The following is a 13,782-nucleotide window of genomic DNA, read 5'->3' on the forward strand; positions in this document are numbered from 1 at the left end:
CTGCTCGCGCTAGACACAGACGACCGGGCGCATCCTCACTGAGGATGCGCCCGGTCGCTGCATGTCAGCGCGAGGAAGTGCCCGGTCGACCGCTTGAAGCGCGAGGAAGTGCCCGCTCAGCGGGGGTTCTTGCCCTTGTAGCCGCCACCCTTGCCGCCGTGGCCGCCGCCGGGACGACCGCGGAACGGGCCGTTGTCGGGCTTGATCTCGATGAGCTTGCCGGAGATGCGCGTGCCGGAGAGCCGGTCGAGCGTGCCAGCCGGGAGGTCGGCGGGGAGCTCGACGACGGAGAAGTCAGGCTTGATCGAGATGTAGCCGAAGTCGCCGCGCGACAGGCCGCCCTCGTTGGCCAGGGCGCCGACGATCTGCCGCGGCTCGACCTTGTGGCGCTTGCCGACCTCGATGCGGTACGCCGCCATCGGCTGTCCGCTGCGCGACTCGCGGGGACCGCGGTCGGCCTTGCCGCCATGCGTCGGGCGCTCGTCGAAGCTGCGGTTGGCGCGCTCGGGCTCCGGCTCGAGGAGCAGCGGCTGCTCGCCGTGCATCACCGCGGCGAGGGCGGCGGCCACGTCGACCTCGGAGACGTCGTGCTCGCTGACGTAGTGGGAGACGACGTCGCGGAAGAAGTCGATCCGCTCCGGCTGGGTCAGCGCCTCGGTGATCTGGTCGTCGAAGCGCGTCAGGCGGGTGGCGTTGACGTCGTCGACGGTCGGCAGCTGCATCTGGGTCAGCGGCTGGCGCGTGGCCTTCTCGATGGCGCGGAGCAGGTGGCGCTCGCGCGGGGTGACGAAGGCGATCGAGTCGCCCGATCGGCCCGCGCGGCCGGTGCGGCCGATGCGGTGCACGTAGGACTCGGTGTCGGTCGGGATGTCGTAGTTGACGACGTGGCTGATCCGCTCGACGTCGAGGCCGCGGGCCGCGACGTCGGTGGCGACGAGGATGTCGAGCTTGCCGGCCTTGAGCTGGTTGATGGTGCGCTCGCGCTGCACCTGCGCGACGTCGCCGTTGATGGCCATGGCGGAGTAGCCGCGGGCGCGCAGCTTCTCGGCGAGCGTCTCGGTCTCGTTCTTCGTGCGGACGAAGACGATCATCCCCTCGAAGTTCTCCACCTCGAGGATGCGCGTGAGGGCGTCGACCTTCTGGGGGTACGACACGATGAGGTATCGCTGGGTGATCGAGGAGACCGTCGACGTCTTGCTCTTGACGGTGATCTCGACCGGGTCAGCGAGGTACTTCTTCGAGATCCGGCGGATCTGCGCCGGCATCGTCGCGGAGAACAGCGCCACGTGCTTGCTGTCGGGGGTGTCGGCGAGGATCGTCTCGACGTCCTCGGCGAAGCCCATCTTCAGCATCTCGTCGGCCTCGTCGAGGACGAGGAAGCGCAGCTCGCTCAGGTCGAGCGTGCCCTTCTCGAGGTGGTCCATGATGCGGCCCGGCGTGCCGACGACGACGTGCACGCCGCGACGCAGCGCGGACAGCTGCACGCCGTAGCCCTGGCCGCCGTAGATCGGCAGCACCTTGACGCCCTTCATGTGCGCGGCGTACTTCTCGAAGGCCTCCGAGACCTGGAGCGCGAGCTCACGGGTCGGGGCCAGGACGAGTGCCTGCGGCGTCTTCTGCGAGAAGTCGAGCTGCGACAGGATCGGCAGCGCGAACGCGGCCGTCTTGCCGGTGCCGGTCTGGGCCAGACCGACGACGTGGCGCCCCTCGAGGAGCGGGGGGATCGTCAGGGCCTGGATCTGCGAGGGGGACTCGTAGCCGACGTCCGCCAACGCCTTGAGGACCTCCGGCGCGAGGCCGAGGTCGGAGAAGGTCTGCTCGGGTGCTGCGGGCTGGTCGTCACTCACCCTCCAACGGTAGGGCCTCAGGCGTGAACAGGACATTCCCCGAGGCCGGATAAGGGCGCGACAAGCCCGCACGTGAGCAAGCACACTCCCCTCATGCGAGATGCGATGCCCGACCTGCCCGAGGGGCTCACCACGCGGCCGCTGGAGAGGTCCGACGCCCACGACGTCTTCGTGCTGATGGCCGCCCAGGAGCAGGAGGACATCGGGCACGTCGCGATCGAGGAGGCCGACATCGTCAGCGACTGGGCCAAGCCCAGCCACGACCTCGGTGCCCGCTCGATCGGCGTGTGGGACGGCGACACCCTGGTGGCGTACGCCGAGCTGATGGGCGCCGACCGCGCCGACACCTCCGTCCTGCCGAGCCACCGCGGCCGCGGCATCGGCACCTGGCTGGCCCACTGGCTCGTCGACCTCGGCCGCAGCGTCGGCTCGTCGGTCGTCGGGATGCCCGTCCCGCAGGGCTCGCCGGGCGACCGGTTGCTCGAAGAGCTCGGCTTCCGGGTCCGGTGGACCAGCTGGGTGCTCAAGCTGCCCGAGGGCGCCACCATCCCCGAGCGGGCGCTGCCGGAGGGCTACGTCGTCCGCACGGCTGGGCCCGACGAGCTGCGCGCGGCCCACGCCGTCCTGGAGGACGCCTTCCTCGAGTGGTCGGTGCGCGACCGGGAGACGTTCGAGGACTTCGCCGCCGCGACGAGCGGCCGGCCGGGGTTCGAGCCGTGGAACCTGCGGGTGGCGCTCGACGAGGACGGCGCCGTCGTCGGCGTCTCGCTCGTCCTCGTGTCGGACGACGGGGCGACGGCGTACGTCGACCGGCTCGCCGTACGACGTGACCAGCGCAATCGTGGGATCGCCCAGGCGCTGCTCGTCGACTCCTTCACCCGAGGGCGTGAGCACGGCACCCGCACCTCCGAGCTGAGCACGGACTCACGCACCGGAGCACTCCCGATGTACGAGCGTGTCGGGATGATGGTGGACCACGTGTGGGTCAATCGCGGGATCGACCTCGCCTGAGCCACGGAAAGCGCACCCCACGGGGGCCAATCACTTCAGATTCCGTCAAGATGAGCCGGTCTAGACAGCCCGTTCATCCCTCAGACCTCTCCTAGTTCTCCGCCGTCGATGGCATTAGCATCGAGCGACATCGTCCGGGCGGTGTCACGGCGAGGGCGTGGGGCCCTTGCCTACGCAAATGTGGGGGTTTGACGTGCAAGAGCTACATGCATTGGTCGTCGAGGACGATCCAGACATCTCGTCAGCGCTGGTGGAGACTCTCGAGGGGGCGGGTTTCCGCGTCACCTCGGCGCTCGACGGTCGCCAGGCGGTGAGCGCGGCGGCAGCCGACCCGCCCGACCTGGTGACGCTCGACCTGACGCTGCCGCACATGGACGGCATCGAGGTCTGTCGCCGCATCCGTGAGACCAGCGACTGCTACATCGTGATCGTGTCGGCGCGCTCCGACGAGGTGGACAAGCTGATCGGCCTCGAGGTCGGGGCCGACGACTTCGTCCTCAAGCCGTTCTCGCCGCGCGAGCTCCGCGCGCGGGTCGCGGCGCTGTTCCGACGTCCGCGGACCGGGACGGTCACCGAGGAGCCGGCGAACGGCCGCAGCCCGCAGGTGCCGAGCCCGGCGCAGCCGGTGGACGAGCCGTCCACGATCAACGCCGGAGCGGGCCTGGTGATCAACTCCGCGCGCCGCGAGGTGCAGATCGACGGCTCGATCGTGGAGCTGACCCGCATCGAGTACGACGTCCTCGAGTACCTCGCGACGCACCTGTCGCGGGTGTGCACCCGCGAGGAGATGGTGCTGGCGATCTGGAGCAGCGCGCTGACCCACGACCACCACCTGGTGGACGTGCACGTCGCCAACCTGCGCGGCAAGCTGCGGCGCCACACCGACGCCACCTGGATCCACACCATCCGCGGCATCGGCTACCGGATGGACCGCGAGGGGGACGAGCAGCAGGAGCGCCGCGCCGGCGGTGGCCCCTACCTCGTCGCCCGGATCGACTCGGAGGACTGGGCCCGCGGCCTGGACTTCTGACGGTTGACCTGTCGGGGCCACCCCGACGGGCGCTGGCGACCCCTCCTAGGGGCGTGCTGCGCCCCGATCGACCACGCTTCCCGCCCGCCGCCGCCTAGCATCGACAGGGCGGGGAGCACCGGTCGCGCCCGCCTGGTTTCAGGTGGGGTGCGGCAGGGTAGGTGAACGGTCAACTTGGGGAGCAGGGACGGATGATGAACGCACGGACAGCCGTGGTCGTCGAGGACGACCACGATGTCGGCGACGCCATCTCCAAGCTCCTCGACCAGGCCGGCTTCGACGTCGTCGTGGCGCGAACCGGCACCGAGGCGCTCACGCTGGTGGGCGAGGGCCGTCCCGACCTGGTCACGCTCGACCTCACCCTGCCCGACATCGACGGCGTCGAGGTCTGTCGCCAGATCCGCACGGTCAGCGACTGCTACGTGATCGTCGTCAGCGGCCGCGCGTCCGAGGTCGACCGGCTCGTCGGGCTCGAGGTCGGCGCCGACGACTACCTGGTCAAGCCGTTCTCGATGCGCGAGCTGCAGGCGCGCGTCGCCGCCCTCTTCCGCCGTCCGCGCAGCAGCGATCCGGTCCCGGACGTGGCCGCAGCACAGGTCGCGGTCGACCCGGTGCCCGAAGCCGACCCCACCAGCTTCGAGGGCTGCAGCGACCTCACCCTCAACCGCGGAGCGCGGGAGGTGCGGGTGTCGGGCCGCGAGATCGACCTGACCCGCACCGAGTTCGACCTGCTGGCCCACCTCGTCGGCAACCCCGGCGTCGTGGTCCCCCGCGAGCAGCTGATGCGCGCGGTGTGGGCCGGCGACTTCGTCCCCGACAGCACCCACGTCGTCGACGTCCACCTCGCCAACCTGCGCCGCAAGCTGCGCGGTGCCGCCTCCGGCAACCAGTGGATCCGCACGATCCGCGGGGTCGGCTTCCGGTTCGACCCCTGCTGCCCCTGACCCCCCAGGCGCGTGCGACCCGGCCGTAGGGGTGGGATCGTCGCGGGCCGTGACCGTGGGTTCCCCCCCCGACTCGCCCGTCCGGGGGTTCAACGGCGGCAAACAGCAGTACCTTGACCCCATGGTGATTCGAGTCGCGCTGGTCAACGACGACGAGGTCGTCGTCCGTGGCCTCGACGCGATGATGCGCAGCTACGGCCACCGCGTCGAGGTGGTCGAGCTGGTGGCGGGCAAGCCCGTGGCCCAGCCGGTCGACGTGGCCCTCTACGACACGTTCGGGATGGGCCAGGGCAACGGCCCCGCCGTACGCCACCTCGTCGACAGCACGCAGGTGCGCGCGGTCGCGGTCTACACGTGGAACTTCCAGCCCTGGCTCACCCGCGACACCCTCAGCCAGGGCGTGCGCGGCTACCTCTCCAAGAGCCTGCCGGCGGCCCGCCTCGTCGACGCCCTCGCCGCCATCTCGTCGGGGCAGCTCGTGGTCTCGCCGTCGCGGGGGCGCTCGCCGCTCGTCGGCGGCGACTGGCCCGGGCGCGAGGAGGGCCTCACCGCGCGCGAGGCCGAGGTGCTGTCCCTGATCACGATGGGCCTGAGCAACCAGGAGATCGCCGAGCGCACCCTGCTGTCGCTCAACTCGATCAAGTCCTACATCCGCTCGGCCTACCGCAAGATCGACGTCGACTCGCGCTCGCGGGCGGTGCTCTGGGGCGTCGAGCACGGGATGCGCGCCGACCGCGTGCGGATCAACGGCTCGCCGGCCCGCGAGGGCTGACCCGACGTCCCACGCCCCGCGCGATCCCCGGTCGACCGGGGATCGCTGAGGTTGTCAGGCCGTGCACGGGCCGACAACGTACGGGATTCCCGGATGACCGGGGATCGCTGGACGCGCCGTAACCTCCTCCACGTGACACAGCAGCAACCCGGTATCGACCCCGACGACCTCGCGACGACGCTCCGGGTGCTCGCCTCGCTCCACCACCTGCCCGGGGACCACCCCGACCACGTGACGGTCAAGCGCGCTGCGTCGCACATGTACAAGTCGATCAAGGCCGAGCGCAAGCTCGCCAAGCGAGCCGCCGAGCTGGCCCACGACCGCGACATCATCGAGCGGACCGCGACCGGGTCGCCGATGCGCATCGACGACGAGACCGCTGGCATCCCGCTGGTCTCGAGCGCGGCCGGGGCGTTCGCCGGCGAGCTGCTCGTCCCCCGCGGCTGCTACATCTGCAAGCAGGACTTCACCCTGGTCGACGCGTTCTACCACTGGCTCTGCCCCTCGTGCGCGGCGATGAGCCACAGCAAGCGCGACCAGCGCACCGACCTCACCGGCAAGCGGGCGCTGCTCACCGGCGGGCGCGCGAAGATCGGCATGTACATCGCGCTCCGCCTGCTCCGCGACGGCGCCCACACCACCATCACCACCCGCTTCCCCAAGGACGCGGTGCGCCGCTTCTCCTCGCTGCCCGACAGCGAGGACTGGATCCACCGGCTCAAGGTGGTCGGCATCGACCTGCGCGACCCCACGCAGGTCATCTCGCTCGCCGACGACGTCGCGGCGGCCGGCCAGCTCGACATCCTGATCAACAACGCCTGCCAGACCGTACGCCGCACGCCGGGCGCCTACGCCCCGCTGGTCGAGGCCGAGGCGCTGCCGCTGCCGGACGACTCGGTCCCGGAGCTGGTGACGTTCGACCACATCTCCGAGGCCCACCCGGCCGCGATCGCCGGGGCGCTTGCGCCGACCCCCGTCGCCCACCACGAGGGCGAGTCGGAGGAGCACGCGATGGCTGTGCACAACGCCGCGACCCTCACCGCCCTGGCGCTCAAGGCCGGGCACGCCTCGCTCGACGCGCACCTGGCCGGCACCGCCGTCGACGCCGGCGGCCTGCTGCCCGACGTGCAGACCAACAACTCGTGGACCCAGACCGTCGGCGAGGTCGACCCGCTGGAGCTGCTCGAGGTGCAGCTGTGCAACTCCATCGCGCCGTTCCTGCTGGTCTCCCGGCTGCGCCCGGCCCTCGCGGCGGCCGCGTCGGCAGCGACCTCGCGGCGGGCGTACGTCGTCAACGTCTCCGCCATGGAGGGCCAGTTCTCGCGCCGCTACAAGGGCGCCGGGCACCCGCACACCAACATGGCCAAGGCCGCGCTCAACATGATGACCCGCACGTCGTCGGGCGAGATGTTCGAGACCGACCAGATCCTGATGACGGCCGTCGACACCGGCTGGATCACCGACGAGCGCCCGCACCACGAGAAGCTGCGGATCGCGGCGGAGGGCTGGCACGCGCCGCTCGACCTCGTGGACGGCGCCGCCCGCGTCTACGACCCGATCGTGCTCGGGGAGGGCGGCACCGACCTCTTCGGCTGCTTCGTGAAGGACTACCAGCCGTCCCCCTGGTGACCTGACCTCCGCCACGCGTGGACGCGCGGACAGAAGTCTCGTCAACCGTCGGTCGTCACGCTCGACGTGGCAGGTGCCGGCGGGTTCGGTCCGCGCGTCTGCGGCCGCGTGCTGGTTGACTCGACGCCATGAGCCTCGAGACCGCCGAAGAGTTCCACGCCCGCGTCGCCGCGGCCACCGACGCCGAGGGACGACTGCCGGTGGCCATCGAGGCGATGCCCGGGTGGGACATCTTCCCCTTCGAGCTCGACGGGCTCCGGATCAAGTCGCTCGAGCCGCTGCAGGACGTCGAGCCGCCCCGCGAGGGCGAGGACCCGGCCGACTGCTCCTGCCGGCAGCCGATGCCCCCCGATCGGGCCGCGCAGGTGGCGTGGCGCAACGAGCGCTGGCTGCTCGTCGCGCTCGACATGAAGCTGCCCGTCTCGCTGATCCTGAGGCCGGTCGACCACTTCGACATCGCCGACCTGCCGGACGACATGGCTGCCGAGATGGGCGTACTGATGGTGCGGGTCACCGCCGCGGTCGAGGAGCTACCCAGCGTCGGTCGCTGCCACATCGGCCGCTACGGAGACGGCGGGGCGCACGCCCACCCCTTCTTCTTCGGGCGGCCGGCCCGGATGGCGCAGCTGCGCGGGTCCTGCCTGCTCGACTGGGAGGAGAACCTGCCCGAGGTGCCCGAGGACGTACGCCGCGCCAACGCCGGCCACGTCGGTCGCCGCCTCGTCGAGCGCCTCGGCGGCGAGGGCCCTGCCTGGGAGGCCTGAGCCGCGTCGAGAGCCATCACCGCCACACGGGTCCGGGAAGTCGCCCTCAGCCGGTGCGCGCCCGCGCGGCGTCCCAGAGCCGCCGGCACTCGCGGACGTCCTGGCCGTAGACCGCGACGAGCTCGGGCGGGAGCCCGTCGGGGTGCGCGGCGAGGAAGTCCTCGAGGGCGGCGTACGCCTCGACGAAGGCCGCGGTGTCGGGGTCGGAGACGTCGGTGGAGTCCGCCGAGGTGAGCGGCGCGAGGGGGTCCGTCACCGCGCGGGTCCACTCCTCGCGGATCGCCTCGTGCCGCTCCCGGGAGACGGCGAGGAGACCGGCCAGGGACGGGTCACGGGTGACGCCGTCGCGCTCGCTGTCGCCGTACGACGCCTCCAGACGGCCGACGTCGCGGCGGGCGCGCTCGCGCAGCACCCAGAGGCCGGCGAAGCCGAGGGCGTCGACCGCGAGCAGCACCGGCACGGCGACCGTCGTCACGTCGAGCTCCCAGAAGAGCGGGACGAGGAAGACCGCCTGCAGGACGAGCAGCACGATCGCGACGCCGGTGATCGGGTAGTCGGCCCGGACCCGAATCCGGTCGGCGCGGACGGTGCCCGCGTGGACGCGCGCGGACGCGGGCGCGGGGTCGGCCCGCCAGGCAACGAGGTCGGGCACGCGTCAGGACGCGGCGCCGGCGATGTTGAACAGCCAGCTGATCCCGAAGCGGTCGACGAACATGCCGAACTCGTCGCCCCACGGCGCTGCCTCGAGGGGCTGGCGCACCTCGCCGCCCTCGGACAGCGCGGAGAACCAGCCGCGCAGCTGCTCGGCCTCCTCGTCGGACCCGGAGATGCTGACCGACACGTTGTCGCCGAAGGTCACCTGCACCATCTCCGGCGGTGCGTCGGCTCCCATCAGCGTGAGGCCGGAGGGCGTCTCGAGCTGGCCGTGCATGACCTGCGTGGCCATCGGTCCCTCGGTGCCCATGTCACCGAACGTCATGACGTTGAGCTCGCCGCCCAGGACGGAGGCGTAGAACTCCATCGCCTCGCGCGCCGTGGCATCGGCGAAGTTGAGGTAGGGGTTCAGGGTGACCATCGCGTGCTCCTTCGGAGGTCGGGTGTCCCCAACCTAGTGATGGGGTGCGGGCCACGGAAGACAGGACCAGACACGCGACGCCCCGGACGAGCGTGTCGTCCGGGGCGTCGTCGCGGGGGTGCGCTGGGGTCAGCGGCTGGAGTACGGCGTGTAGTAGTCCGTGTGATGACCGCGGGAGTCGTCGTTCCAGTCGTCCTTGTCGTAGTCCGGCGCGGACTTGATCTGGTCCTTGGTGAGGTTGACCATCACGGTCTTGTCCTCGTGGTCGATCCCGGTGACCGCGCCGGCGGGGATGAGCCGCTTCTTGCCGAAGATCCAGAAGCCGGTGTCCACGACGAGCCACTGGCCGCTGGCCTCGTTGCTGGCCTCGTCGATCTTGCCGATCGACCCGTCGCTCGCCTCGACGTCGTAGCCGATGAGGTCGCTGTCCTGGCTCCACGCGGTGTCGCGGTAGCTCCACACTGTGTCACTCATGGTTCCCTCCCAAGGGATCGGTTGTGCCGAGCCATCGACGCAACCACCAGTCCCGGGCGGCAGACACACCCGTGGGGCGGTGTCACCGTCGTTCACCGCCCTACGGATACGCCCGCAGGGGTACGACGAGCGCGTCCGTCAGTCCGGGAGGACCGCTGGGCGGTCAGTCCAGCCAGGCCAGCACCGCGAGCACCCGCCGGTTGTCGTCGGGCGCGAGCGGCAGGTCGAGCTTGGTGAAGATCCCGCTGGCGTGCTTGTCGACCGACTTCTCGGTGATCACCAGCCGCGCCGCGATGGCGGCGTTGGACCGCCCCTCGGCCATCAGCGAGAGCACCTCACGCTCGCGGGGCGAGAGGCGGTCGACGGCCCGCGCCCGCGGTCGGGCCATGAGCGCGGCGACGACCTCGGGGTCCAGGACGGTGCCACCGCCGGCGACCCGGCGTACGGCGTCGACGAAGTCGCGGATGTCGCCGACCCGGTCCTTCAGGAGGTAGCCCACCCCGCCCTCGCCGCTGGCCAGCAGCTCGCGGGCGTAGAGGTGCTCGACCCACTGGGAGAGCACCAGCACGGGAAAGCCCGGACGGGCGGCGCGCACCGCGATGGCGGCCCGCAGGCCCTCGTCGGTCAGCGTCGGAGGCAGGCGTACGTCGAGGACCGCGGCGTCGACCTCCGGGTCCGTCAGCGCGACCTCGAGCTCTGGTGCGTTGGCGACGGAGTGCCGGATGGTGAGGTCGTGCGCCTCGAGGATCCGGGTCAGGCCGTCCCGGAGGAGGGCGTTGTCCTCGGCGAGGACGAGCTGCACGGCACCTCCAGCGTCACGAGCGTCGGTCCACCCGACGGGCTCGAGACTCTCACGGTGCCGTCGAGCGCCGCCAGCCGCCGCGCGACCCCACGCAGGCCCGTCCCCGCAGCCGGGTCGGCGGCGCCGCGGCCGTCGTCGCCGACCACCACGGTGAGCAGGTCGTCGACGTGGCGGAGGTCCACCCAGGCGTGCTCGGCGGCGGAGTGCTTGCCGACGTTGGCCAGGCACTCCACGACGGCGAAGTAGACGGCCGACTCCACCGGCGCCGGCAGGCGGTCCGGGAGGTCCGGGGTGACCGCGACGGGCACCGCGAGGTCCAGGGCGATCGCCTCCACCGCTCCCGCGAGCCCGCGGTCGGCCAGCACCGGCGGGTGGATCCCACGGACGACGTCGCGGATGTCGCCGAGCGCGGCGCCGGTCGTCGCCGCTGCCTCGGCGAGGAGCGTCTGGGCGGCCGTCGGATCCGACTCCACGAGCTCCTGCGCGAGGCCGAGGTGCATCCGCAGGGCCACGAGTCGGGCCTGGGCGCCGTCGTGGAGGTCGCGCTCGATGCGCCTCAGCTCGGCGGCGGAGTCCTCGACCCGCTCGGCCCGGGTCTCGGTCAGCACCGCGACCCGCTCCTCGAGCAGCTGGTGGCTGCCCCGGCTCAGCAGGCGGGCGTCGAGCAGGCTGCGGAGCGTCATCAGCTGGGGCGTCGCGAACCACCACAGCACCAGCGTCACGACCAGCAGCGCCAGCAGCACCACGGTCAGCGAGATCGCCAGCCCGACGGTCGTCGAGACGACGGCCCAGGCCAGCTCCCGCCACGACATCGGGTCGGCGGCCCAGGTCTGCAGCCGGCGCAGTGCGTGCTGCCCTTCCACCGACCGCCGCTCGGTCGGGACGGGGTGCCCGAGGGCCTCGGCGGCCAGCGTGCGGTGCCGGTCGGCGATCCACCGCAGCATCGGCAGCCCCACGAGCACGACCGGGATCCCCACCACCAGCAGCGCCGTCGCCCCGCCGACCACCGTGAGCACGAGGGCCAGCAGCGTCGGGAGGGCGAGCAACACCTGGAGCAGTGCGTTGCGCGTCAGTCGCGCCGGTCCCGCCGTGCTTGCCATGTCCCCATCCTCACGGATCCGCGCGCTCCGCACGGTGGGGTTGACCCCACTCCGGCTCGGGAGGTGCCCCCGCTGCGCCGTCCGCCGCGCGGCGCGAGGTTGGAGGACGACCCCACCACCCACCGAACGGAGCACGGCCATGGCCGCCGACCTGATCACCCGGATCCCGCAGCGGGCCGCGCGCTGGAGCGCCGAGCACCCGTGGCGCGCGATCCTCACCTGGCTGGTCCTCGTGGTGGCTGCCACGAGCCTGGCTGTCCTCGTCCCCACCCAGCAGGCGGAGGAGGCCGACTACCGCATCGGGCAGTCCGGTCGGGCCGACGCGATGGCCGAGCAGGCGGGCCTGTCGGCGCCGCCGGGCGAGGTGGTGCTGCTCCAGAGCGACGCGGGAGACCGGGCCGGCCGGGCCGAGCTGCCTCGCGCGGCGAAGGAGGTCGCCGCCGGGATGGCCGACGCCGACGGCGTCGCCGAGGTCGACGCCCCGGTGTGGAACGACGCCCGGACCGCGATGCTGGTCGCGGTGTCGCTGGACGAGGGCGTGGAGGACCCCGCACCACTGGAGGCCGTGACCGCCACCGTCGCCGCGGACCACCCGGACCTCACGGTCCGGCAGGCGGGTGACCTCACCACGGACCGGGACATCAACGACCAGGTCGCCGACGATCTGTCCTCCGCGGAGGGGATCAGCCTGCCGGTGACCCTCCTGCTCATGCTGCTGGCCTTCGGTGCGCTCATCGCGGCCGGCATCCCGGTCCTCCTGGCGCTCGGCAGCGTGGCGGCGACCATGGGCATCGCCGCGGCCGCGTCCCACTTCGTGCCCGCCGAGCCCACGGTGAACTCGATGATCGTGCTGATCGGGATGGCCGTCGGCGTCGACTACTCGCTGTTCTACCTCAAGCGCGAGCGCGAGGAACGCGCCCGCGGCCGCACCACCCTCGACGCCGTCGAGATCGCCGCCCAGACCTCGGGCCACTCGATCGTGGTCTCCGGTCTCGCGGTGGCAGCGTCCATGGCGGGCCTCTTCCTGGTCGACGTCGTCACCTTCGACTCCCTCGCGCTCGGCGCGATCGTCGTGGTCGCGGTGGCGGTCGTCGGGTCGATCACGGTGCTCCCCGCGCTGCTGGTCGCGCTCGGCCGCTGGGTCGACCGGCCGCGGGTGCCGCTGCTCTGGCGGCTCAACCGGCGCATCGGCGCCGGCGGGATCAGCCGCCGCGTCCTCGCCCCGGTCGTACGCCACCCGGCGGCCGCGCTGGCCGCGTCCGTCGCGGTCGTCGGCGTCCTCGCCGTCCCGGCACTCGGCATGACGATGCACGCCTCGAGCCTCGAGACACTGCCCCGCGGCATCCCGGCCGCCGACACCCTTCGCGCGGTGGCCGAGGAGTTCCCCAGCGAGGGCACGACCGTCACCGTCGTCGCCCGCGGCGACGACGCCCGCACCGCGCTCGCCACGCTGGAGTCCACTGCCGGACGTGGCGACTTCGAGGCTGTGCCCGACGGTCTCGTCGACGCCGCGGACGGCGCCACGTCCACCCTGACCATGTCGCTGCCCTGGCCGGAGTCCGACGACCGCAGCGCCGCGGCGATCAACGACCTGCGCGACGACCTCGCCCCGGCGGCGTTCGCCGGCTCGGGCGCCGAGTGGGCGGTGGGCGGGGCCGCCGCGTCCAACCTCGACTTCGACGACCGCCTGCGAGCGTGGATGCCGGGGGTGATCGGGTTCGTGCTCCTGCTGACCCTGGTGATGATGGGGACGGCGTTCCGCAGCGTGCCGGTCGCGCTGCTGTCCACCTTCCTCAACCTGGTCTCGGTCGGCGTCGCCTTCGGCGTGCTCACACTGGTGTTCCAGCACGGCTGGCTCGAGGGCCTGCTCGACTTCACCAGCCCGGGCTTCGTCATCGACTGGATCCCGCTGTTCGTGCTCGTGGTGCTGGTCGGGCTGTCGATGGACTACCACGTGTTCGTGATGAGTCGGATCCGCGAGCTGGTCGGGCGCGGCCTCCCGACCCGCCTCGCCGTCGAGCAGGGCATCCGCGACAGCGCGTCCGTCGTGACCAGCGCCGCTGCGGTGATGGTGTCGGTCTTCGCCATCTTCGCGACCCTGAGCATGCTCGAGATGAAGATGATGGGCGTCGCCCTGGCGACCGCGATCCTCGTCGACGCCACCCTGATCCGGCTGGTGATGCTGCCGGCCGCGCTCGTGCTGCTGGGCGAGCGGGTGTGGTGGCCGCGCCGCCCGGCAGCGCCCCTCGGCGAGGTCGTCGGCGAGGACGACGCCCGTGGCGCCGGTCTCGAGCCGGAGCTCGCGTCGGCGCGCTGAGACCGAGCGGGGTGCGT

Annotated in this window: 13 protein-coding genes; 7 read left to right on the forward strand and 6 right to left on the reverse strand. The window is 72.0% G+C overall.

The window, feature by feature from the left end; genetic code table 11:
- Positions 1–116: 116 nt before the first annotated feature.
- A complete protein-coding gene (locus AC1DP1_RS04340; protein ID WP_477505798.1) occupies positions 117–1,847 on the reverse strand; it encodes a DEAD/DEAH box helicase in 1,731 nt (576 codons plus the stop codon).
- 93 nt (positions 1,848–1,940) lie between these two features.
- Between AC1DP1_RS04340 and AC1DP1_RS04345 the strand changes: the two genes are divergently transcribed.
- From AC1DP1_RS04345 to AC1DP1_RS04370, 6 genes are all read left to right on the forward strand, one after another.
- Positions 1,941–2,858, forward strand: a complete 918-nt coding sequence (locus AC1DP1_RS04345; protein WP_477505799.1) for a GNAT family N-acetyltransferase — start codon at positions 1,941–1,943, stop codon at positions 2,856–2,858.
- 178 nt (positions 2,859–3,036) lie between these two features.
- On the forward strand, positions 3,037–3,888 hold the full coding sequence (locus AC1DP1_RS04350) for a response regulator transcription factor (protein ID WP_477505800.1): 852 nt from the start codon (positions 3,037–3,039) through the stop codon (positions 3,886–3,888).
- A gap of 194 nt (positions 3,889–4,082) precedes the next feature.
- On the forward strand, positions 4,083–4,832 hold the full coding sequence (locus tag AC1DP1_RS04355; protein ID WP_477505801.1) for a response regulator transcription factor: 750 nt from the start codon (positions 4,083–4,085) through the stop codon (positions 4,830–4,832).
- A gap of 121 nt (positions 4,833–4,953) precedes the next feature.
- Positions 4,954–5,604 (forward strand): response regulator transcription factor, encoded by a 651-nt coding sequence (locus AC1DP1_RS04360; protein ID WP_477505802.1) that lies wholly within the window; start codon positions 4,954–4,956, stop codon positions 5,602–5,604.
- A 132-nt stretch (positions 5,605–5,736) separates the two neighbouring features.
- Positions 5,737–7,233, forward strand: a complete 1,497-nt coding sequence (locus AC1DP1_RS04365; protein ID WP_477505803.1) for an SDR family NAD(P)-dependent oxidoreductase — start codon at positions 5,737–5,739, stop codon at positions 7,231–7,233.
- Positions 7,234–7,361: 128 nt separating this feature from the next.
- Positions 7,362–7,997, forward strand: coding sequence for a hypothetical protein (locus AC1DP1_RS04370; RefSeq protein ID WP_477505804.1), 636 nt, complete (start codon positions 7,362–7,364; stop codon positions 7,995–7,997).
- Between the two features lie 46 nt (positions 7,998–8,043).
- Here the strand turns inward: AC1DP1_RS04370 and AC1DP1_RS04375 are convergent, their stop codons facing one another.
- From AC1DP1_RS04375 to AC1DP1_RS04395, 5 genes are all read right to left on the reverse strand, one after another.
- The gene (locus AC1DP1_RS04375) at positions 8,044–8,649 is read right to left on the reverse strand and encodes a hypothetical protein (RefSeq protein ID WP_477505805.1); all 606 of its coding nucleotides are present in this window, start codon (positions 8,647–8,649) and stop codon (positions 8,044–8,046) included.
- Between the two features lie 3 nt (positions 8,650–8,652).
- On the reverse strand, positions 8,653–9,072 hold the full coding sequence (locus tag AC1DP1_RS04380; RefSeq protein ID WP_477505806.1) for a VOC family protein: 420 nt from the start codon (positions 9,070–9,072) through the stop codon (positions 8,653–8,655).
- 129 nt (positions 9,073–9,201) lie between these two features.
- Entirely contained in the window at positions 9,202–9,546 is a 345-nt protein-coding gene (locus AC1DP1_RS04385; protein WP_477505807.1) for a PRC-barrel domain-containing protein, read from the reverse strand.
- 163 nt (positions 9,547–9,709) lie between these two features.
- The gene (locus AC1DP1_RS04390; RefSeq protein ID WP_457188001.1) at positions 9,710–10,348 is read right to left on the reverse strand and encodes a LuxR C-terminal-related transcriptional regulator; all 639 of its coding nucleotides are present in this window, start codon (positions 10,346–10,348) and stop codon (positions 9,710–9,712) included.
- Positions 10,300–11,448 carry a sensor histidine kinase gene (locus tag AC1DP1_RS04395; RefSeq protein WP_477505808.1) on the reverse strand — a complete coding sequence of 383 codons (1,149 nt, stop codon included), beginning with the start codon at positions 11,446–11,448 and terminating at the stop codon, positions 10,300–10,302. Before AC1DP1_RS04395 ends, AC1DP1_RS04390 begins: the two co-directional genes overlap by 49 nt.
- A 139-nt stretch (positions 11,449–11,587) precedes the next feature.
- Here AC1DP1_RS04395 and AC1DP1_RS04400 point away from each other — a divergent pair, with 139 nt between their 5' ends.
- Positions 11,588–13,765, forward strand: coding sequence for an MMPL family transporter (locus tag AC1DP1_RS04400; RefSeq protein WP_477505809.1), 2,178 nt, complete (start codon positions 11,588–11,590; stop codon positions 13,763–13,765).
- Positions 13,766–13,782 lie beyond the last annotated feature (17 nt).

The sequence above is a fragment of the Nocardioides sp. P4_G10 genome, assembly GCF_056401175.1.

What these genes read in the sequence shown, in the direction of transcription:
- AC1DP1_RS04345 (WP_477505799.1), top strand. Translation starts at nt 1,941, where the DNA reads ATGCGAGATGCGATGCCCGACCTGCCCGAGGGGCTCACCACGCGGCCG.
- AC1DP1_RS04350 (WP_477505800.1), top strand. Translation starts at nt 3,037, where the DNA reads ATGTGGGGGTTTGACGTGCAAGAGCTACATGCATTGGTCGTCGAGGAC.
- AC1DP1_RS04355 (WP_477505801.1), top strand. Translation starts at nt 4,083, where the DNA reads ATGAACGCACGGACAGCCGTGGTCGTCGAGGACGACCACGATGTCGGC.
- AC1DP1_RS04360 (WP_477505802.1), top strand. Translation starts at nt 4,954, where the DNA reads ATGGTGATTCGAGTCGCGCTGGTCAACGACGACGAGGTCGTCGTCCGT.
- AC1DP1_RS04370 (WP_477505804.1), top strand. Translation starts at nt 7,362, where the DNA reads ATGAGCCTCGAGACCGCCGAAGAGTTCCACGCCCGCGTCGCCGCGGCC.
- AC1DP1_RS04380 (WP_477505806.1), bottom strand. Translation starts at nt 9,072, where the DNA reads ATGGTCACCCTGAACCCCTACCTCAACTTCGCCGATGCCACGGCGCGC.
- AC1DP1_RS04385 (WP_477505807.1), bottom strand. Translation starts at nt 9,546, where the DNA reads ATGAGTGACACAGTGTGGAGCTACCGCGACACCGCGTGGAGCCAGGAC.
- AC1DP1_RS04395 (WP_477505808.1), bottom strand. Translation starts at nt 11,448, where the DNA reads ATGGCAAGCACGGCGGGACCGGCGCGACTGACGCGCAACGCACTGCTC.
- AC1DP1_RS04400 (WP_477505809.1), top strand. Translation starts at nt 11,588, where the DNA reads ATGGCCGCCGACCTGATCACCCGGATCCCGCAGCGGGCCGCGCGCTGG.